17 protein-coding genes are annotated in these 20,552 nt (G+C 73.0%); 11 read left to right on the top strand and 6 right to left on the bottom strand.

Annotated elements, in window-relative coordinates; translation table 11 throughout:
* Positions 1-54 precede the first annotated feature (54 nt).
* A complete protein-coding gene (htpG, locus tag OG900_22420) occupies positions 55-1,995 on the bottom strand; it encodes a molecular chaperone HtpG (GenBank protein WUH92587.1) in 1,941 nt (646 codons plus the stop codon).
* An 88-nt stretch (positions 1,996-2,083) separates the two neighbouring features.
* Entirely contained in the window at positions 2,084-5,296 is a 3,213-nt protein-coding gene (locus OG900_22415) for a DEAD/DEAH box helicase (protein WUH92586.1), read from the bottom strand.
* A 178-nt stretch (positions 5,297-5,474) separates the two neighbouring features.
* On the opposite strand from OG900_22415, the gene OG900_22410 reads away from it, so the two are divergent.
* The 3 genes from OG900_22410 to OG900_22400 all read left to right on the top strand — a co-directional run bounded on the left by OG900_22410 (position 5,475) and on the right by OG900_22400 (position 7,961).
* The gene (locus OG900_22410) at positions 5,475-6,368 is read left to right on the top strand and encodes a DUF4231 domain-containing protein (GenBank protein ID WUH92585.1); all 894 of its coding nucleotides are present in this window, start codon (positions 5,475-5,477) and stop codon (positions 6,366-6,368) included.
* Positions 6,369-6,886: 518 nt separating this feature from the next.
* Positions 6,887-7,399, top strand: a complete 513-nt coding sequence (locus tag OG900_22405) for a hypothetical protein (protein ID WUH92584.1) — start codon at positions 6,887-6,889, stop codon at positions 7,397-7,399.
* 94 nt (positions 7,400-7,493) lie between these two features.
* Entirely contained in the window at positions 7,494-7,961 is a 468-nt protein-coding gene (locus OG900_22400) for an SAM-dependent methyltransferase (protein WUH92583.1), read from the top strand.
* A 12-nt stretch (positions 7,962-7,973) separates the two neighbouring features.
* On the opposite strand, the gene OG900_22395 is transcribed toward OG900_22400, so the two are convergent.
* A complete protein-coding gene (locus tag OG900_22395; GenBank protein ID WUH92582.1) occupies positions 7,974-8,915 on the bottom strand; it encodes a DUF5996 family protein in 942 nt (313 codons plus the stop codon).
* Positions 8,916-9,831: 916 nt separating this feature from the next.
* Between OG900_22395 and OG900_22390 the strand changes: the two genes are divergently transcribed.
* Both OG900_22390 and OG900_22385 read left to right on the top strand, forming a co-directional pair.
* Positions 9,832-11,454: a TROVE domain-containing protein gene (locus OG900_22390; protein WUH92581.1), complete on the top strand. Its 1,623-nt coding sequence runs from the start codon at positions 9,832-9,834 to the stop codon at positions 11,452-11,454.
* A 31-nt stretch (positions 11,455-11,485) separates the two neighbouring features.
* On the top strand, positions 11,486-11,812 hold the full coding sequence (locus OG900_22385; protein ID WUH92580.1) for a hypothetical protein: 327 nt from the start codon (positions 11,486-11,488) through the stop codon (positions 11,810-11,812).
* Positions 11,813-11,861: 49 nt separating this feature from the next.
* On the opposite strand, the gene OG900_22380 is transcribed toward OG900_22385, so the two are convergent.
* The gene (locus tag OG900_22380; protein ID WUH92579.1) at positions 11,862-13,706 is read right to left on the bottom strand and encodes a discoidin domain-containing protein; all 1,845 of its coding nucleotides are present in this window, start codon (positions 13,704-13,706) and stop codon (positions 11,862-11,864) included.
* 564 nt (positions 13,707-14,270) lie between these two features.
* Between OG900_22380 and OG900_22375 the strand changes: the two genes are divergently transcribed.
* The 6 genes from OG900_22375 (at position 14,271) to OG900_22350 (ending at position 19,010) form a co-directional block, all read left to right on the top strand.
* The gene (locus OG900_22375) at positions 14,271-15,467 is read left to right on the top strand and encodes an Ig-like domain-containing protein (GenBank protein WUH95877.1); all 1,197 of its coding nucleotides are present in this window, start codon (positions 14,271-14,273) and stop codon (positions 15,465-15,467) included.
* A gap of 191 nt (positions 15,468-15,658) precedes the next feature.
* Entirely contained in the window at positions 15,659-16,159 is a 501-nt protein-coding gene (locus OG900_22370; GenBank protein ID WUH92578.1) for a MarR family transcriptional regulator, read from the top strand.
* A gap of 72 nt (positions 16,160-16,231) precedes the next feature.
* Positions 16,232-16,585, top strand: a complete 354-nt coding sequence (locus OG900_22365; protein WUH92577.1) for a MerR family transcriptional regulator — start codon at positions 16,232-16,234, stop codon at positions 16,583-16,585.
* A gap of 244 nt (positions 16,586-16,829) precedes the next feature.
* Entirely contained in the window at positions 16,830-17,033 is a 204-nt protein-coding gene (locus tag OG900_22360) for a cold-shock protein (protein WUH92576.1), read from the top strand.
* A gap of 184 nt (positions 17,034-17,217) precedes the next feature.
* Positions 17,218-18,720, top strand: a complete 1,503-nt coding sequence (locus OG900_22355; GenBank protein WUH92575.1) for a DEAD/DEAH box helicase — start codon at positions 17,218-17,220, stop codon at positions 18,718-18,720.
* Positions 18,721-18,755: 35 nt separating this feature from the next.
* Positions 18,756-19,010 carry an SCO5918 family protein gene (locus OG900_22350; protein WUH92574.1) on the top strand — a complete coding sequence of 85 codons (255 nt, stop codon included), beginning with the start codon at positions 18,756-18,758 and terminating at the stop codon, positions 19,008-19,010.
* Positions 19,011-19,090: 80 nt separating this feature from the next.
* On the opposite strand, the gene OG900_22345 is transcribed toward OG900_22350, so the two are convergent.
* Positions 19,091-19,918, bottom strand: coding sequence for an alpha/beta hydrolase (locus OG900_22345; GenBank protein WUH92573.1), 828 nt, complete (start codon positions 19,916-19,918; stop codon positions 19,091-19,093).
* Positions 19,919-19,952: 34 nt separating this feature from the next.
* Complete coding sequence (locus OG900_22340) at positions 19,953-20,522, bottom strand: TetR/AcrR family transcriptional regulator (protein ID WUH92572.1); 570 nt, start codon at positions 20,520-20,522, stop codon at positions 19,953-19,955.
* Positions 20,523-20,552 lie beyond the last annotated feature (30 nt).

Below are 20,552 nucleotides of genomic sequence, written 5' to 3'. Positions count from 1 at the left end.
TCGACAGGCCCGTCCCTCCCCGGTGGGCGGAGAAGGGGAGGGACGGGGCCGGGCTCACAGCGTGTGTTCCAGGCGGGCCGACATCAGCTTCACGAAGCGCGCCGGGTCGGGGACTTCGCCGCCCTCGGCCAGGAGGGCCAGGCTGTGCAGCAGTTCGGCCGTCTCGGGGAGGGTGGAGGCGTCGGGGGTCGCGGTGTGGGCCTTCTGGAGAGCGGTGATCAGGGGATGGGTCGGGTTGAGTTCGAGGATGCGCTTGGCGTGCGGGATCTCCTGGCCCATGGCGCGGTAGAGGTTCTCCAGCGCCGGGGTCACGTCATGGGTGTCGGTGACGATGCAGGCCGGGGACACGGTGAGGCGGGAGGACAGCCGGACCTCCTTCACCTGCTCGGCGAGCTGGGCGGCCATCCACGTCAGCAGCGCGGCGAACTGCTCCTGCCGCTGCTCGCGCTCGGTGTCGGCCTGCTGCTTCTCCTCCTCCGTGCCGAGGTCGACCTCGCCCTTGGCCACGGACCGGAATTCCTTGCCGCCGAACTGCGGCTCGGTGTCGACCCACACCTCGTCGACCGGGTCGGTGAGCAGCAGCACCTCGATGCCGCGGGCCTGGAAGGCCTCCATGTGGGGGGAGTTCTCGATGGTCTGCCGGGACTCGCCGGTCAGGTAGTAGATGTGCTCCTGGCCGTCCTTCATCCGCTCCACGTACTGCGCCAGCGTCGTCGGCCGGTCCTTGTCGTGGGTGGTGGCGAAGGAGGACACACCGAGGATGGCGTCGCGGTTCTCCGGGTCGCCGAGCAGCCCCTCCTTCAGGACGCGGCCGAACTCCCGCCAGAAGGTGGCGTATCGCTCGGGGTGCGCGGACATCATGTCCTTGACCGTGGAGAGCACCTTCTTGGCCAGGCGGCGGTGCATCAACTGGATCTGCCGGTCCTGCTGGAGGATCTCCCGGGAGACGTTCAGCGACAGGTCCTGCGCGTCCACGACGCCCTTGACGAAGCGCAGATACTGCGGCATCAGCGCTTCGCAGTCGTCCATGATGAAGACGCGCTTCACGTACAGCTGCACACCGCGCTTGTAGCCCTGGAGGAAGAGGTCCTGCGGGGCGTGGGCCGGGATGAACAGCAACGCCTGGTATTCGAAGGTCCCTTCGGCCTGGAGGCGGATGGTCTCCAGCGGGTCGGTCCAGTCGTGGCTGATGTGCTTGTACAGCTCGTGGTATTCCTCGTCGGTGACCTCGTCGCGCGAGCGGGCCCACAGGGCCTTCATCGAGTTGAGGGTCTCCGGCTCCGCCGGGGCCGCCTCGGAGTCCGCGTCGGAATCGGCTCCGGCGTCCGGTTGTCCGGCCGGGCGGGCGGCCATCCGGATGGGCCAGGTGATGAAGTCCGAGTAGCGCTTGACGATCTCCCGGAGCTTCCACGGCGACGTGTAGTCGTGCAGCTGGTCCTCGGTGTCGGCCGGCTTGAGCCGCAGCACGATCGCGGTGCCCTGCGGCGCGTCGTCGACCGTCTCCACCGTGTACGTGCCCTCGCCGCTGGACGTCCAGCGGGTGCCCTGGCTCTCGCCCGCGCGCCGGGTGAGCAGCGTCACCTCGTCGGCCACCATGAAGCTGGAGTAGAAGCCGACGCCGAACTGCCCGATCAGGCCCTCCGTCGCCGCCGAGGAGTCGCCGGCCTCCTTCAGCTCCCGCAGGAAAGACGCCGTGCCGGAGTTGGCGATCGTGCCGATCAGCTCGACCACCTCGTCGCGCGACATGCCGATCCCGTTGTCCCGCACGGTCAGCGTACGGGCCTGCGGGTCGGCGTCCAGGGCGATGTGGAGGTCGGAGACATCCGCGCCGAGGGAGTCGTCGCGGAGCGCTTCGAGCCGCAGCTTGTCCAGCGCGTCGGAGGCGTTGGAGACGAGTTCACGCAGGAACACGTCCTTGTTGGAGTAGATCGAGTGGATCATCATCTGCAGAAGCTGGCGCGCTTCCACTTGGAACTCGAACGTCTCGGTCGACATGGTCCTAGGCCCTTCTGGTCCTTCTGTGTCCTTCTCAGGTCACCGGGGGTGACCGGTACTGACCGCAGCACTGTAGATCAGACGGCGGTCAGCGGCGCGGCCTTCGCAAGGTGACCAGGTCGGCCAGCTCGCGGTCGCTCAGGTCGCCGAACACCGCGTCGCCCGCGCCGAGGACGGCGTCGGCCAGCTCGCGCTTGCGGCGGAGCATCACCGCGACCCGGTCCTCGACCGTCCCCTCGGCGATGAGCCGGTGCACCTGCACCGGCCGGGTCTGGCCGATGCGGTACGCCCGGTCGGTGGCCTGGTCCTCGACGGCCGGATTCCACCAGCGGTCGTAGTGGATGACATGGCCGGCGCGGGTCAGGTTCAGGCCCGTGCCCGCGGCCTTGAGGGACAGCAGGAACACCCGGTGCCCGCCCGCCTGGAAGGCGTCGACCAGCTGCTCGCGGCGCCCGACCGGCGTACCGCCGTGCAGGAAGGCGGTGGTGACGCCGCGGGCGGTCAAGTGGCGTTCGAGCAGGCGGCCCATGGCCGCGTACTGCGTGAAGACCAGGGCCGAGCCGTCCTCGGCGACGACGGTGTCCAGCAGGTCGTCCAGCAGCCTCAACTTCCCCGAGCGGCCGGGCAGTCGCGCGCCGCTCGCAGGCTCCTTCAGGTACTGCGCCGGGTGGTTGCAGACCTGCTTGAGCCCCGTGAGGAGCTTCATCACCAGGCCGCGCCGCGCCATGCCCTCGGTGCCCTCGATCTCGGCCATCGACTCGCGGACCAGGGCCTCGTAGAGGGACACCTGCTCCCTGGTGAGGGACACCGGCCGGTCGGTCTCGGTCTTGGGCGGCAGCTCAGGCGCGATGCCCGGGTCGGACTTGCGGCGGCGGAGGAGGAAGGGGCGTACCAGGGAGGCCAGTTGGGTCGCCGCCCGCTCGTCCCGGTCGCCCTCGACGGCCCGAGCGTAGCGGTCCCGGAAGGCGGGGAGAGTGCCGAGCAGGCCGGGTGTGGTCCAGTCGAGCAGGGCCCACAGCTCGGTGAGGTTGTTCTCGACCGGGGTGCCGGTCAGCGCGACGCGGCCCCGGGAGGGAATGGCGCGCAGGGCCTGCGCGGTGCGGGCGTGCGGATTCTTGGCGTGCTGGGCCTCGTCGGCGACCAGCAGTCCCCAGGGCCCCGCGGCCGCCAGGCGGTCGGCGTCGCGGCGCATCGTCCCGTACGTGGTCAGGACGAAGCCGGCGCTCTCGGGGGACGTCGGATCGGGCAGGGCGCGGCCGGGGCCGTGGTAGCGGCGGACGGGGGCGGTCGGCGCGAAACGGTGGATCTCGCGCTCCCAATTGCCCAGCAGCGAGGCCGGGCAGACCACCAGGGTCGGGCCCGCGGTGGCCGACCGCTCCTGGCGGCGCAGGTGGAGGGCGATGAGGGTGACGGTCTTGCCCAGGCCCATGTCGTCGGCCAGGCAGGCGCCGAGGCCCAGGGACGTCATCCGGTGCAGCCAGTCCAGGCCGCGGAGCTGGTAGTCCCGCAGCGTCCCGGCCAGTGCCTCCGGCGGGCCTGGGGAGGCGGGTTCCGTGCGGGCGCCGGGCCCGTGCTCAGGCCCGTGCTCAGGGCCGTGCGGAGGCCCGCACTCAGGCCCGTGCTGGGGCCCGTGCTCAGGCTCGGCGATGCGGGCCCGCAGCTCCGCCAGTACGCCCCCGGCCGTCACCGCCACCCGCTCGCCGTCCACCTCGACGCTGCCGGTCAGGGCCGCGCCCAGGGCGTCGATCGCGGTCAGCGGCGGCCTGCGGCGACGCAGTCGGCGTACCAACTCCGCCTCCACGACCACCCATTGCCCGCGCAGCCGCACGATCGGCCGATGCGTACCCACCAGCCTCTCCAGCTCGGCCGCGGAGAGTTCCTGCTCGCCGAGCGCGACCCGCCAGCGGAAGTCCAGCACACCGCCGGACGCCAGGAAGGTCTCGGCGGACGACCGCGGGCTCTCGCCCGCCGGCTCCAGGACTCCGGTGGCGGTCAGGCCGCGTACCAGATGCTTCGGCCAGTGCACGGCGATTCCGTGCCTGGCGAGCCGTGTTGCCGCCGGGCCGAGCAGCGCGGCCGCCTCGTCGCCGGACAGCTCCAGGTCGGCCGGGTCCGGCGCCGCCAGCAGCCGCTCGGCCGGCGGCCACACGCGGGCGGCCCGGCGCAGCGCCCGCGCCACCTCCGACCGGGCGCGCGGGCCGAACAGTTCGGGCGCCGCGGCCCTGCCCGCCCAGAGGTCGGCGGCGTCGGCGAGGGCCGCCGGATCGGCCAGGCTGCGCAGTTGGACGACGACACGGAAGGCGGGCGCGTCGCCGTCCTGCGGTGACGCCGCCAACTCGACGCGCAGCGACACCTCCAGCCTCGCGGCGGCGGGAGCCCCGGCCGGTTCCCCGGCCACAGGCCGCGCCGTTGCCGCGGGGGCCACCGCCGGTCCGGCCGGGCGGTGCCGGTGCCTGGCGGCGGGCGTACGGGTGAGCGCGTCGGCCGCGGCGTCCAGGAAAGCCCGCAGCAACGACTCGGCCGCCGGAACCGCGACCGGGGCCGGGCCCTGCTCCACCGGCATCGTCACCGCGAACGCGGCAACCACCCGGCCGTCAGCGGCGTCCAGCGGACCGGCCCGCAACGTGCCCGCTCCCGCCTGCGCCACCCCCGACCACCCGCCCGACTCCGGCAGCGTCCCCGCCGCGAACGCGGCAACCGGCTCGCGATCGGCGTCGTCCAGCGGACCCCCCTGCCACTCGTCCGCACCCGCCCGCACCTCCTGCGGCGTCCCCGCCGCGAACGCGGCAACCGGCATCGTCGCCGCAAGCGCGGCGATCCGCTCGCGATCGGCGGCGTCCAGCGGACCCGCCTGCCAGGCGTCCGCGCCCGCCGGGGTCACCGCGGGCTGCACCCGGCCCCGGGCGAGGAGGCTCAAGGACAGGGTGGTCGCCGCGCCCCAGAAGGCTGTGGTCGCCGACGCACGGCCGGTGGTGCCGAGGGCGCGGCAGCGGGTGAGCAGTTGCAGCGCGTGCTCCACCGGGAGGCGCACGGCGCTCACGTGCCGTACGGAGGTCCCGTCCGGGGCGACCACCGTGAGGTCGGACGGCTCGATGCCCAGGTCGGGCGGGTCGCCGTCCGGTGTCCAGAAGGCCACCTGCCCCTCGCGGGGCGGGTCGGCGGGCAGGAAGGCCGCCTCGCCCGCGGCCAGCTCGGGCAGGGCGGCGAGGAGGCGTCCCCGGTCCACCGCGACCGGCTGCGGCGCCGGGCTCGGAGCGCGGTCGGCGGGGGCGCCTGCCGCCGGCCATGAGCGCCTTGCCACGCCACCGCACCTACTCCCGGATCCGTCCCCGTCCCCGTCAGGCTAACCGCCGCCACTGACACCGCCGCCCCGCCCCACACCCGCCGCGGGAAGCGAGCGGCTCGACGCCGTCTCGCGAGAAGAGGCGAATTCCCCCGTCCAGCCGCCGAACTCCCCAGCCCCTGCGCATAATCGGCCCATGCAGCCCCCGCCCGCACCCCAGCCGTTATCGGACGCGTGGGCCCAGCAGGCGGGCTGGTCGAAGGCCGCGAACCGCCAAAAGGCGCTGATCGGCCGGATCAGGGTGGGCGTCCTGCTGTGCGGGGTCCTGGCGGCGGTGCTGGGCACGGCCGCGGCGGAAATCGGGGGAAGCCATCCTTCCGCGGGCCAGTGGACCGCCTTCGCGGCCGCCGTCGCCGCGGGTGCCGTACCGCTGCTCAACGGGCGGGTGGGGCGGCGGCAGATCCAGGACTGGACCCGGCTGCGTTCGGTGAGCGAGGCCTACAAGGCCGAGGTGTACTCCTGCCTCGCCGGCGTCGGCGCCTACCGTTCGCCGGACGCCGCGGCCCGGCTCCAGTGCGCGGTGAACGGCATACGCACCGAGGCCGCCGACCTGCTGCCGCATGTCGCGGGCATCCCGGTCGACGCCGCCCGCCCGCTGCCGGCGGTCGGCGACGTCGACTCCTACGTACGGATCAGGTTGCAGGGCCAGATCGACGGCTACTACCGGCCCAAGGCCACGCTGATGCACCGCCGCCTGGTGGTCGTGCGGCGGGCGGAGATGGTGCTCGGGTGCCTCGGGGTGCTGCTCGCCGCGGGCAGCGGGGCCTTCCGCGCGGAGCAGGCCGCGGCCTGGGTCGCCGTGGTCGCGACGGTCTCGGCCACGCTCCTCGCCTACGCGACCGCGGCCAAGTACGAATACCAGGAGCTGGAATTCCTCCGCACCGCCGACGAGCTGGAACGCCTGCTGTCCGGCTGGCAGTTGGGCGGGGACAGGTCGCCGCAGGCCGAGGACGCGCTGGTCGACAGGTGCGAGCACGTCATCTCGGTGCTCAACGACACCTGGATGATCAAGTGGACGTCCGAGGCGTAGCCGCCCGAGGGGTGGCCGCCGCAGCCGGATACAACCCCAGGGACGCGGCCAGGCGCAGCCGTTGGGCGGCGAGTCCCGCCATGGCCTTGTCGCTCAGGCAACTCGTACGCCGCCGCCGCCTGGTGCCCGGTGATGAGGCGCTCCGCGCTCCGGGAGCCCCTGACCCAGGCCCGCGCCTGCGCGCGCACGGTGTTCTCGGCCACGGCCACGACGGCGATATCGGGAACCGGTCTTTTCGCGGGCATACACCGTTACATCCCACAAGATGTACGCCTATCAGCTGATCAGGGCATTCGGTGCGGATCGGCGGATGGCCGAGCGGCCGTCGCCACCGCCCCGGCGAGAACGGCGTTGGCTCCCGGGGCAGTTGAGGTCCCGCCGGTATGAGCTGACCCGGTACCTCAGCGCCTGCACGCATACGCCGGGTTCGCACGATTCGTCTATACGGGCAGGTGCACGCAGCGTAGCTGTGCCCGTTCCGCCGCGCGCGGCTTCGGGGCACCCCTAGCGTGCGGGGCATGAAGATCGTTCGCACAGCTGTCGCAGTCGCCACCGGAATCGCCGCGATCACGCTCGCCGCGTGCGGCCCGGCAGGGGTCTCGGACGCGGGCGGGGCGCCGACGACGAGCGCGGTGACGGCCACGTCGCCTTCGGCCTCCGAGTCCGCCTCCATATCCCCGTCGGCCTCGCCGACCTCGCCGACCCCCTCGGCCTCGACGTCCTCGCCGTCCTCGCCGCCGAGCACCACCGCGGCCAAGAAGCCGACGAGCGCGCCGCACACGACGAAGCCCAAGGCCCCGGCGCACCACACCACCGCACCCGCCGTGCACCACACCAAGGCGCCGGCGGTCCACCGCACGACCCCGCCGCCCGCCAAGGCCAGCGTGTGCAGCATCCGTTCCAACGCGGGCAACTGCTACACCGCGGGCCAGTTCTGCAGGAAGGCGGACCTCGGCGCCACGACCACCGACGCGAAGGGCCGTTCCCTCACCTGCGAGATGGTGTCCGGAAAGCCGCACTGGCACTACTGAGTCGAACCGGCCCGGCCCGGCGGGCGTCCGCTGACCGCCGACGTCCGGGCCTCCCGGCTGGGCACGGCGGCGGCCAGGGGGATAGAAATTGGCCATGGCGAGCTTCGAGGTCACACCGATAGGGACGGTCCTGAACGACCGGACGGACGTCCAGCACTCCGACGACTGGGGCGCCGTCCGCAGCACGATCACCGTCGACGAGCGCTTCGGCGACGCGTGCCTCCAGGGCCTTGACGGCTTCTCCCACGTGGAAGTCCTCTTCGTCTTCGACCAGTTCGCGGAGCGCGACGACTACCGCGAACCCCGCCCCTACCGCGGCCTGCCCGGCCTCCCGCCCGTCGGCGTCTTCGCCGGCCGCGGCCCGCGCAGGCCGAACCGGATCGGCGTGACATGCTGCGCCATCGAGTCCGTCCGCGGCCGCGAGCTGACCGTGGTGGGCCTCGACGCGGTCTCCGGCACCCCGGTCGTCGACCTGAAGCCGGCGATGGCGGAATTCCTTCCGGTGGACGTCTCGCAGCCGGAGTGGGTCAGCCGCATGATGGCGGACTACTTCCGGCCGTAGGCGCCCCCCGGGTCAGACCGGGTCCCTGCGCAGCCGCGGGTCGGTGATGCCGCCGGGGCACTCGCGGCGCCGCTCCCAGTGCGTCAGCTCCGCCCCCGCGCGGTAGGCGCTGTCCAGGAAGCCGCGGGTGGCCGCCCACGGGTCGGCGGCGGCTCGCGCGTCGTCGTACATCAGCAGCGCGATGTGGCTGCCGCGGGCCTCCGACCACCGCGCCGCCCCCGGTTGCAGCGGGCGGTCGACCAGGCCCGGCGGCTCAGGGGCGGTGTAGGAGTAGAAGGCGGGCGCGGGCACGGTGTCGTCGCCGAACCAGAAGCCCGCGCTGATCACCTCGCGCGAGTACGCCTCCCGGGTGACCGGGTCCGCCTCGGCGGGCGGGGTGATCTCGCGCTCGGAGAAGCGGGTCACGGCGATGTCGAAGGTGTGCCAGAAGTGGTGGACCGGGCTCGTCTTGCCCGAATACCCGGCCGCGTACTGCTCCAGCAGCAGGTTCACCTGGCTCAGGACGTGCCAGTAGCGGCTCACCGCCGCCTGGTCGTAGCTGTGGTGCTCGTGGTCCTCCGCGAAGGGCCGGCGCGCGTCCGGCAGGTCGTACGGGTACGGGTGCTGCGGCGCCGCGTCGATGTCCAGCGCGACCAGGGCGGTCACGGTGTCACGGTAGAAGTCGGCGACCGAGCGCTCCGCCAGCGGGAAGGACGCCTCCCGGCCGGACAGCGTCCGCACGACGAGGCGGTGCGCGACGAAGTCGAAGTCGACGCAGAAGGCGTCGCCGCCGTGGATCGGCCCCATCGGGCGGGTGGTGATCCCCCGCCCGGTCAGGTGGAACGGCACGTTCCACCAGTGATTGCGCCGCGGACTGCCCGCGAGCCGGATCTTGCCGACGATCTGCAGGAACCGGTGCAGCGTCTCCTTCGTGTCCCGCCACGACTCCAGCGGCAGGCTCGGAAAGACGTCCACATCGCGCTCCCGGGTCGGTGTCCTGTCCCTTACGGCTGCCTCCGTGCCCATCCTGAGCGCCGGCCGGCCCGCGCGCCAGCGCGGGGCGCCGGACGGGGCGGAGCCCGTCCGGCGCGGACGCGGGCCGTCCGGGCGGCCGGGCGCGGCGGCGCGGCGGCGCGGCGTGCGGCGTGCGGCGTGCGGCGTGCGGCGTGCGGCCGGGCATCGGCGCCCGGGTGGCCGGGCGACCGGAGGCGGCGTGCCGCCTTCCCTACACGTGGGCGGCCGGAGGCGGCGCGGACCCGCGTCCGCGCGGCGTGCGGCCGGGCATCGGCGCCCGGGTGGCCGGGCGGCCGGGCGACCGGGCGACCGGAGGCGGCCTGCCGCCTTCCTACGCGGTGAGCGGCCGGAGGCAGGCGGATCGCGTCGCCGCCCGCGCGGCGGTAGCGCAGGCCTGGGCCGCGTGGCCGGAGGCGGGAGCGGGACGGCCAAGCCGGGCCGGAGGGCGCCCCGGCGGCGGGCGCGTCCGCACGGGCAGCCGCGAACGGGCAGACCGGGCCGCCGCACGCCCCGGCGGCGGGCGCGTCCGCACGGGCAGCCGCGAACGGGCAGGCCGGGCCGCCGCACGCACCGGCGGCGGCCCAAGCCGCGAACGGCCTGGCCGGGCCCTCGGCGGAAATACGCCGACACCACGGGTGGGGCGCGGGATATGGTCAGGGCGCAACGTCTTGCACCTCCCGGTGCGCAGGCCGCGGTTACTTCTTTGGCGAATCGCCCTCGGGCGAGCGGGGATCGAACCCCGCGACCCGCAGCCGTATTGATCTCGGGAGGCTCAGCCGCAGGTTCGCCCCCCGGGTGCGGGGGGCGGTGCGGGCTGCGTACTCCCTCCGCATTCATGGGCGTTGCGGCTTCCTGATCCCGTGAGGGGGAGATACGTATGTCCCGATTCAATACCCGCCGCGTGCGCGCCGCGGCGGCCGCGTCGCCCGTGCGGAGCACCGGGGAGCGGGTGGCGACCGCGGAGGGGGCGTCGGGGTACCGGCGGGATGCCAGGTCGGAGCTGTTCCTGCTGGCGGTCGCCAACCTCGTCGGGAGTGACACCTTCTACGAGAAGGGCGGGGACCGAGACGAGCGCTTCCGGGCGCTGGTGCGGGAGTTGGCGGTGGCCGACGCCAAGTGGACCGCGGGCCTGCTGGGGTGGCTGCGCGGCGAGGGCAACATGCGGACGGCCGCGATCGTGGGGGCCGCCGAGTTCGTCAGCGCGCGGCTGGCGGCCGGGGCCGCCGGGGACGGGGTGAGCAACCGGGAGGTCGTCGCGTCGGTGCTGCGGCGTGCCGACGAGCCGGGGGAGCTGCTGGCGTACTGGATGTCGCGCTACGGGCGCCAGGTGCCCAAGCCGGTCAAGCGCGGGGTCGCGGACGCGATCGGCGGGCTGTACACGGAGAAGGCGCTGCTCAAGTACGACTCCGCCGCCGCGAGCTTCCGCTTCGGTGACGTCGTGGAGCTGGTGCACCCGGCGCCGCGGGCGCCCTGGCAGGGGGAGCTGTTCCGGCACGCGATCGACCGGCGGCACGGGCGGGGGGACGCGATCCCCGCACTGCTGGGCGTCGTGGCGGCGCGGGCCGGGCTGCTGGCCGAACCTGTCGAGCGGCGGCGCGCGTTGGTGCGGGACGCGGCGGCCGGGGAGCGGCTCGCCGCGGCCGGGATGACCTGGGAGGCGCTCGCGGGGTGGTTGCAGGGGCCGATGGACGCGGCCGCCTGGGAGGCGGTCATCCCGTCCATGGGGATCTTCGCCCTGGTCCGGAACCTGCGCAATTTCGACAAGGCCGGGGTCGGTGACGACGTCGCCGAGCAGGTCGCGCGGCGGATCGGCGACCCGCGGGAGGTGGCGGGTTCGCGGATGCTGCCCTTCCGTTTCTGGGCCGCGTACAAGCACACCGACTCGCTGCGCTGGGCCCACGCGCTGGAGAAGGCGCTGAATCTGTCGCTGGCCAACGTGCCCGCGCTGAAGGGGCGTTCGCTGATCCTGGTGGACAGGTCGCTGTCGATGTTCCCCGGCTACTCCTTCTCGACGGCGAACGGTTCGGACATCCCGCTGGCCGAGCAGGCCGCGGTCTTCGGCGCGGCGCTCGCGGTGCGGGCGGAGGCGCCGACGCTGGTCGAGTTCGGGATACGCAACAAGGTCGTCCGTGTGCCGAAGGGCGGCAGTGTGCTGCGGCTGGTGGAGGCCTTCGGGCGGCACGACGGGACCGACATCCCGTCGGCGGTCAAGGCGCACTTCGCCGGGCACGACCGGGTGGTCGTGGTCACCGACGAGCAGACCAGGGCGGGTTGGTTCCCGTCGAACGCGGCCGCCCACGGCGGCATGCCGCCGACGGAGATCGACGCGCTCGTGCCGCACGACGTCCCTGTCTACATGTGGAACATGGCCGGGTACGTGGCCGGCGCGACCCCCGCGGGCCGCGGCCACCGGCACACCTTCGGCGGCCTGACCGACCACGCCTTCCGGATGATCCCGCTGCTGGAGGCGGGCCGCGGCTCCGACTGGCCCTGGGGTTAGGAGGGTTCCGGTCGGGTGCCACACTGCGCTCATGGGGTGGCGGAGTTCGATCGAGGGTGTGTACGTGGGCGCGGTCGCCGTTCTCGCGCTGCTGGGGGCGGTGCGCGCGGACGGCCACTACTATCTGGCCGCGATCGTGCTGGCGCTGCCGTGCGGCATCGCCGCGGTGGTGGCGATCTACGGCGGCTACGCGCTGCTGTCCGGCGTCGGCGGGCTGTTCGCGTCCCGTACGGTCGCGGACGGCAGCGACGCCGGGTGGCTGACGGCCGGCAGCGGGACGCTGAACGTCCTGGTGCTGACCGCCGCCGCCATCGGCAACGTCGTCCTGCTCAGGCGGCGTAAGGCCGTGGCACGCTAGTACGCCCGCCGCGTCGGAGCGGCGGGCGTACCGGGGACAGCGCCGGGGATCAGGTGCCGAAGACCTGGAACTCCCAGAGCGAGTAGCCGTATTGCGTGGTGCGGGCGGTGCCGTTCATCCGGACGTAGCGGCCGGTGCCGGTGACCGGGACGGTCTGGTTGCCGCCGGTGCCGGTCGTGGTGCTGTAGACGGTGGTCCAGTTGGCGCCGTCGGCCGAGGTCTGGATCTGGAAGGACTTGGCCGCGGCCGTCTCCCAGTTGAGGACGACCTGGCTGATGGTGTGGCCGGCACCGAGGTCGACCTGGAGCCACTGCGGGTCGGAGAAGGCGCTCGACCAGCGGGTGCCGGCGTTGCCGTCCACCGCCATGGAGGCGGTGAAGCCGGCGTTCTCCGAGGACGAGGCGGTGGCCGTCTTGCCCTGTGAGAGCAGGGTGGCCGTGCCGCCGCCCGGGTCGCCGCCGCCGGACGACGGGCTGCCGAACAGGGCGAGTTCGTACAGCGAGTTGCCGTACTGCGAGGCTCTGGCGGTGGAGTAGACCCTGACGTAGCGGGCGGTCGCCGACAGGCTGGTGTCCTGGATGTCGGCCGGGCTGTTGTTGTTGGTGTAGACGGTCGTCCAGGTGGTGCCGTTGGTGGACGTCTGCAACTGGTAGGCGGACGATGCCGCCGCCTCCCAGGTCAGGGTCGCGTGGTTGAGGTTGTAGTTCTGGCCGAGGTCGACCTGGAGCCACTGCGGGTCGGAGAAGCCGCTCGACCAGCGGGTGGTGATGTCGCCGTCGGTGGCGTTGGAGGCCGGGAAGGTCGCGCTCTCGTTGGACGAGGACGTGGTCGGCTTGCCCTTGGCGATGTTGGTGCCGTGGTCGGGGGACTTGTTGTAGACGGCCACGTAGTCGATGTTCATCTGGCCGCCGGAGACCGTGGCGGCGTTGGGGCCGCCGCCGAAGGCCGCGGGGAAGCCGCCGCCGATCGCCAGGTCGAAGATGATGTAGAAGCTGTGGTCGACCGCGTTGGCCCAGGCCGCCGCGTCCACCTGGTTGGAGTTGAGCGTGAAGTAGTTGGCGCCGTCCAGGTACCAGCGGATCTGCTCGGGCGAGGTCGAGCGGTCGACCTCCACCGCGTAGGTGTGGTAGCCGGTCTGGCAGCCGGAGCAGGCGCGTTCGCCGCTGCCGACGCCGCTGGTCTCGTTGCAGGGGCCGCCGGAGCCGACACCGCAGTGCAGGGTGCCGAAGACGGAGCTGCGGCCGTTGATGTCCTCCAGGATGTCGACCTCGCCGGACCCGGGCCACGGCACGCCGACCCGCAGGGGCGCGCCGAGCATCCAGAACGCGGGCCAGTAGCCGGCGCCGTTGGCGGTGGTCACGTTGGGCTGCTGGATCGACGCCTGCATGCGGACGACGCCGCCCGGCTGGGCGCCGAAGCCGTCGGCCTGCGTCTCGACGCGGCCCGATGTCCAGTTGGCGGCCGGGTCGGTGCCGGTGTGCAGGGCCTTGAGCACCAGGTGGCCGCTGCCGTCCTGGTAGACGTTGGCCGTGCTGTTGGTCATCGTCTCGATCTCGCCGGTGCCGAAGGTCCAGCCGGCCCCGGCATCGTAGCGCCAGGTGTCGGTGTTCAGACCGGTGTTGGCGGCACCGTTGAAGTCGTCGCTCCAGGTGGTGGTGAAGCCGGACGGAGCGGCGGGGACGGCTGCCGGCTGTACGGCGGCGGGCTGGGCCGCCCGCTGTACGGCGGCGGCGGGCTGGGCCGCGGCCTGGGAGGACGCCGAGCCGTTCGCCGACGCCTGTCCCGAGCCGGCCAGGGTGACGGCTGCCACCGCCGTGGCGGCCAGCAGCCCGATCCCGAACCGCCTGAGCGGCCCGCGGCCCGGAGGGCGCAATCGCTTGCCTCTGATCGACATGCGGTCGTACTCCTTCTCCTGTGGGGGGTCGGTACCGCAACTGGCCTTGCCGCGATACCGGATTGGGGGGAGGTGAGAGCGCTCTCAGGAGAGTCTTCCCCCGCCCTCCGCAGTGTCAAGAGAACCGGCAACGTTTACGGAACAAACGCGCCTCCCGAAACGCACGGGGGGTGGGAAACCGCCCGGACGCACCCCGCGGGTGGCCTGGCGGGGTCCGGCAGCGGCGACCGGAGCGGGCCGCCCGCCGCGAACGGGCCCTCCGGCCGGGACCCGGCGGCACCCCCACGGGCCCCGGCGGCGCCCCCGCCCTCCGGCCAGGACGGCAAAGGCGCCCAAATCGGCACCCCGGTTGAACGGCGCCCAGGAATGTGGCGTATCAGTCATGCAACAGCCGCAACCGCGGACCCGGGATGCGGTCTCCTAGAGTGCGACCTTTGCGGAAATGGGGAGACACGAGTGATGACGGAGCAGACGGCGGCCGACACCGCCACCAGGGCGGAGGCGGCGGCCCCTGGCGGCCGGGGGGCCTGGAGCGTACGGGGCAAGCGGGGCCGGCGGGGGCTGATGGCACTCGCGCTGGGCGCCGTGCTGCTCGGCGCCGCGGCCTGCGGGGGTAACGCGGACGCGCACTCCAGCTCGCCGCAGGACGGGAAGAACGGGTCGTCGAAGGGCGCGGCCACCACCGACGGCTCGCAGGCGACGGTCACCGTGCTGCCCAAGGACGGTGCCACCGGTGTGGACACCTCGGGCGCGCTGAAGGTCTCGGCCGCCAAGGGCAAGCTGACCAAGGTCGCCGTGACCGCGAAGGACGGCACCGCGGTCGACGGCGCGATATCCGCCGACGGCCTCACCTGGACGCCGACGGGCAGCCTGCGCACCAACACGCAGTACAGCGTCGCCGCGACCGCCACGGACAGCGCGGGCAAGGCCGCCAGCAGGCAGTCGGCCTTCACCACGCTGAAGCCGGCGGCCTCCGCCGCCAACTACGGCGTCTTCAACGTCGACCAGGGCGCGACCTACGGCGTGGGCATGGAGGTGTCGATCCGCTTCAACAAGGCGGTCACCAACCAGGCCGACGTACGCCACGCGATCACCGTCACCTCCACCCCCAGCGTCCCGGTCGAGGGCCACTGGTTCAGCTCGCAGCGCATCGACTTCCGCCCCGAGCAGTACTGGGCGCCCGGCACCAAGGTCACGCTGCACCTCAAGCTCGACGGTGTGAAGACGTCCAAGACCTCCTACGGGGCGCAGTACAAGGACGTGTCCTTCACCATCGGCCGCTCGCAGACGTCCGTCGCCGACAACACGTCGAAGACGCTGAAGATCTTCCGCGACGGCAAGCTCTTCAAGACCTTCCCCGCCAGCCTCGGTGACGCCCAGCACACCACCTACAACGGCAAGATGGTGATCGAGAGCAAGGAGCCGGTGGTGGACATGGACTCCCAGTCCGTGGGGCTGGGCAACGCCTACCACATCAAGGACGTCCCGCACGGCATGCGGCTGTCGGACTCCGGCACCTACGCGCACGGCAACTACTGGCGCCCCGTGTCCACCTTCGGCCACGTGAACACCAGCCACGGCTGCGTCGGCCTGCACGACGTCAAGGGCGGCGGCGACCCGAACACCCCGGCCGCCTGGTTCTACAGCCACTCGCTGCTCGGCGACGTCGTCCAGGTCGTCAACTCCCCGGACAAGGTCATCGCGCCGGACAACGGCATCAACGGCTGGAACATGGCGTGGTCCCAGTGGGTCGAGCACTGATCCGTCCCGCCCTCACGCAGGACGCGTGAGGCCCCGGCACGCAGGACGCACCACCGGAGAACGCAGTACGCCCGGCAGGCCCCGACCGCTCGCACCGCGGTCGGGGCCTGCTGCCGTGCGAGTCGACCCACCATCGCGCCCATGATATGACTATCCGTCGCGGTGATAATCATGGCGGCTATGCTGGTGGTGTGAATACGCAGCCTTTCATCGGGCACCCCGCGTGTCTGCTCACCCAGCTCGACGTCCACGTCCAGCATCAGGTCACCGCCCTGCTGGCGCCACTGGGCATCAACCCGCGCCAGTTCGGCATGCTCAGCCTGCTCAGCGAGCGGGACGGGCTCACCCAGCACCAGTTGTGCCGGTCGCTGAACATCCACCGCAATGTGATGGTCGACCTGGTCGACGAGCTGGAGGAGCGCGGCCTGGTCGAGCGCCGGCGGCACCCCGCCGACCGCCGCGCGCACGCCCTGCACCTGCCGCCGGCCGGCCGGCAGCTGCACGCCGAGGCCGACGTGCAGCTCGACCGCTTCGAGGCCAAGCTGCTCGGCGGGCTCGACGTGGACGAGGCGGCGGCCTTCGTCAGCCTGCTCCGGCGCGTCTGCGCGGACGCCGGCCTGAGCGACACCGTCCAACCGGGCGAGACAAGGGACGGTGCGGCACCGGGCGGACCAGGAGCCGCGCGGGCGTGAAATGCTGTCGTGAGCCCGGTAGGGTTCTTTGTGCGGCCGGGCCAAGCCCGGCGCATTCCCCAAGAGGTGTACGTGCCCCCTGAACCCCCGCCGCGGGCCGCCGACCGGCTGGACGACGACGACTACCCGGCGTACACGATGGGCCGCGCCGCCGAGATGATCGGCGCCACCCCGAGCTTTCTGCGCGCCATCGGCGAGGCCCGGCTGATCACTCCGCTGCGCTCCGAGGGAGGTCACCGCCGCTACTCCCGCTACCAGCTGCGCATCGCCGCACGGGCGCGCGAGCTGGTCGACTCCGGCACGCCGATCGATGCCGCGTGCCGGATCGTGATCCTGGAGGACCAGCTGGAGGAGGCCAGGCGCCTCAACGAGGAGATGCGCGGCCGGCCGCCGGCCGCCGAGCGCCGTCCCGACGGGGCCGCCTGAGCATTTCTGTCCCCGCCACTGCAGAAATTTTCGGAATGCCCGCAGAGGGTTTGTGGCACGGCGGGCTCAGCGAAATGACATCCCGCGCCTGTCCGGTTGCGCCGTGCTACGGTGGAAGCAGTTGCAGTCGTGGTTCCCAAAGGCTTGATTCCGGTGCACATCTCCGGACGGGGTAATCATCTCGGCGACACCGGGTTTGCGCAGTGCGGGCCCGGCGGTATTGCCCCAAGGAGAATTTAGAAAAATGGCTACTGGCACCGTGAAGTGGTTCAACGCGGAAAAGGGCTTCGGCTTCATCGAGCAGGACGGCGGCGGCGCCGACGTCTTCGCCCACTACTCCAACATCGCTGCCTCCGGCTTTCGTGAGCTGCAGGAAGGCCAGAAGGTGACCTTCGACGTCACCCAGGGCCAGAAGGGCCCGCAGGCCGAGAACATCGTTCCCGCCTGACGCACCCCGCATCAGCACATCCGGGTCCGCACCTTCGGGTGCGGACCCGGGTTCGTGTTTCCGGCCCGTTCCTGCAATTCCCCGTGCCGCCGCCCGCATCCGTACACGTATTCATACATGTACGTCATCGGACCGCCGCACGCCGGGAATTCCTCGATACGCGCCGCATCGAGGAAAGGCTTGCATGAATCGTCAGGCTCGTGACACCGATCGATATTCCAGGACCTCGCGCGGAGCGCGCGGAGCAGGCGGTACGCGCGGCTCCGGCGGCTCGGGCTCGGGCTCGGGCGGCGCCCGCGGCGGCGGCTACGGCCGCGGTGGCGGCGGCGGCTCGCAGCGTTCCGGCTCCCGCCCCGGCGGCGGCGCCGCACGGCAGGGCGAATTCGCCATGCCGGTCACCATCACCCCGGCGCTGCCGGCGGTCGCGGCCTTCGCCGAGCTGCCGATACCCCTCCCGGTGCTGAAGGTCCTCACCGCCCAGGGCGTGACGGAGCCCTTCCCGATCCAGGCGGCCACCCTGCCCAACACCCTCGCCGGGCGCGACGTGCTCGGCCGGGGCCGTACGGGCTCCGGCAAGACGCTGGCCTTCGGGCTCGCGCTGCTGGTCCGCACCTCCGAGGTCGGCCGCAAGGCCGAGCCGCGCCGGCCCCTCGGCCTGGTCCTGGTCCCGACCAGGGAACTGGCCCAGCAGGTCACCGACGCCCTCACGCCGTACGCGCGCACGCTGCAGCTGCGGCTCACCACCGTGGTCGGCGGCATGTCCATCGGCCGCCAGACGACGGCGCTGCGCCGCGGCGCCGACATCGTGATCGCCACGCCCGGACGGCTCGCCGACCTGATCGAACGCGGCGACTGCCGGCTGGACGAGGTCGGCATCACCGTCCTGGACGAGGCCGACCAGATGGCCGACATGGGCTTCATGCCGCAGGTCACCAAGCTGCTGGACCAGGTACGCCCGCAGGGGCAGCGGATGCTGTTCTCCGCGACCCTGGACCGCAACGTGGACCTGCTGGTCAGGCGCTACCTGCACGACCCGGTCGTGCACTCCGTCGACCCGGCGGCCGGCGCGGTCACCACGATGGCGCACCACGTGCTGCACGTGCACGACGCCGACAAGTACGCCACCACCACGGAGATCGCCGCCCGCGACGGCCGGGTGCTGCTCTTCCTGGACACCAAGCACGCGGTGGACCGGCTCACCACGCACCTGCTCAACAGCGGAGTGCGGGCCGCGGCCCTGCACGGCGGCAAGTCCCAGCCGCAGCGCACCCGTACGCTGGCCCGCTTCAAGACCGGCGACGTCACGGCGCTGGTCGCCACCAACGTGGCGGCCCGCGGCATCCACATCGACGACCTCGACCTGGTCGTCAACATCGATCCGCCCAGCGACCACAAGGACTACCTCCACCGCGGCGGGCGTACCGCCCGTGCGGGCGAGTCGGGCAGCGTGGTCACCCTGGTGCTGCCGCACCAGCGCCGGGAGATGGCCCGGCTGATGGCCGCGGCCGGCATCACCCCCGAGGTCACGCAGGTCCGCTCCGGCGAGGCGGAGCTGTCGCGCATCACCGGCGCGCAGGCCCCGTCCGGCGTCCCGGTGCCTCCCACCCCGGCACCCGCGTCCGCCGCTTCCGCCCGGCCGGCCCGCTCCTCCCGCCCGGGGTGGCGCCCCGCACGCCGAAGGTCCTGAACGTCCCCCTCTTCTCGAACTCTGCGGAGGCAACCATGCGCTGCGTCATCGCCCGCTTCTCTTTCGACCTCATCAAGGACGAGGTCGAGAAGTCCATGAGCGGGGTCAAGCCGGAGGCGGTCACCGAGGCGTCCGTGACCATCGGCCGCAAGCAGTACCCGATCAAGCAGGTCGGCGCGATCATCACCGGCCAGGACCGCCGCGACTTCACCTCCACCGAGGTCGTCCGCGCCCTGACCCGCCTCGGCTTCACCTGCCACCCGGCCCCCACGACGACGCCGACCCTCTGACGGCCGACCGTCACCCGCCCCCGCCGGCCGCCCAGCCGGTGGGGGCTTTGTCGTGCGGTCCCCCGCGCGCCTGAGGACGATCAGCGGCGCGGGATCAGTTCGTGGAGGTCGGTGAAGAGGCGGTCGTGGGCCGCGGCGGCGGCCGGGGTGGTGAGGTCCATGCCCTGGATGAAGCCATGGGGAAGGCCGGCTTCGCGGCGGTGGCGTACGGGGACGCCGGCGGCGGCGAGGCGCTGGGCGTAGGCGTCGCCCTCGTCGCGCAGGGCGTCGTGCTCGGCGGTGACGATCAGGGCGGGCGGCAGGCCGGTGAGGTCGGCGGCGTGCAGGGGGCTCGCGGCGGCGCGGGCGGCCGGGTCGGGGACGTAGGACGCGGCGAAGAAGGCGAGCGCGTCGGCGTCGAGGCCGTGTCCGGTGCCCTTCTCGGTGATCGACGGCAGGGTGAGGGTCAGGTCGGTGTTGGGGCAGATCAGCGCCTGGAGGGCGGGCAGCGGGCCGCCGGTGTCGCGCAGGGCGAGGCAGGCGGCGGCCGCGAGGAAGCCGCCCGCGCTGTCCCCGGCGACGGCGGCGGGCCGTGCCTGGCGCAGTACGGCGACGGCGTCGTCCAGCGCGGCGGGGTGCGGGTGCTCGGGCGCGAGCCGGTAGTCGACGGCCAGTACGTCGACGTCGCAGGCGCGGGCGATACGGCGGCAGGTGCGGTCGTGGGTGTCCAGGTCGCAGAAGACGAAGCCGCCGCCGTGCAGGAAGACCAGCAGCGGCAGCCCGCCGCCCCCGGGCCGGTAGCGGCGCAGCGGCACCCCGCCGGGACCCGTGAGGTCCTCGACGGCGGCCATTTCCGGCCCCTTGGGGCGGGTGCGGCGACGCTCGCGGGCGCCGTCGCGCAACTGCGTGAGGAAGTCGGGCGGCAGCATGCGGGTCAGCATCCCAGACCCGCGCGCGGGCAGGTCAGCCGGTGGCGCGCAGCCCCGCCAGCGTGACCCGCACCAGGCGGTGCACGGCGGCCTTCGACCGCAGCGCGCGGGCTCCCGCCGTGGCGGCCAGGCAGAAGCGGGCCAGTTCGGCGGGCGGGACGTCGGTGCGGAGGTCGCCGGCGGCTGCGGCCTCCGCGATCAGCGCGGCCAGGAAGTCGGTGAGGTGCTGCTCGGCCTGCGGCACGTGGCCGCCGCGGTGGATCACGGCGGCCAGGTCGTGCACCGGGTGCTCGTACTGGATCAGGGCGTACGCGTCGAGGACCGCGGCCAGGCGTCCCGCCGGGTCGCCGGGGGTGGCCGGGGCCGCGGTGAGCTGCGCGAGGTGGGCGCCGACCTGCCGCTCGTGCCAGGCGGCCAGGATCGACTCGACGTCGGGGAAATACTTGTAGAGCGTGGCCCTGCCGATGCCGGTGCGCTCGGCGATCTGCGACATCGTCACGCCGGTGAGCCCGCGCTCGGCGACGAGGGCTGCCGTGGTGTCCAGCGTGGCGTCCCTGACCGCGCTGCGGTGCGCCTCGATCGTCTCGTTCCACAGTTTCGGCACATCGGCAGTTTACGGGCCACACCGTGACCG

Source organism: Streptomyces sp. NBC_00433 (genome assembly GCA_036015235.1).
Lineage (GTDB): Bacteria > Actinomycetota > Actinomycetes > Streptomycetales > Streptomycetaceae > Actinacidiphila.
The sequence above is the reverse complement of the archived record's forward strand: the minus strand, read 5'-3'. Positions and strand labels throughout refer to the sequence as shown.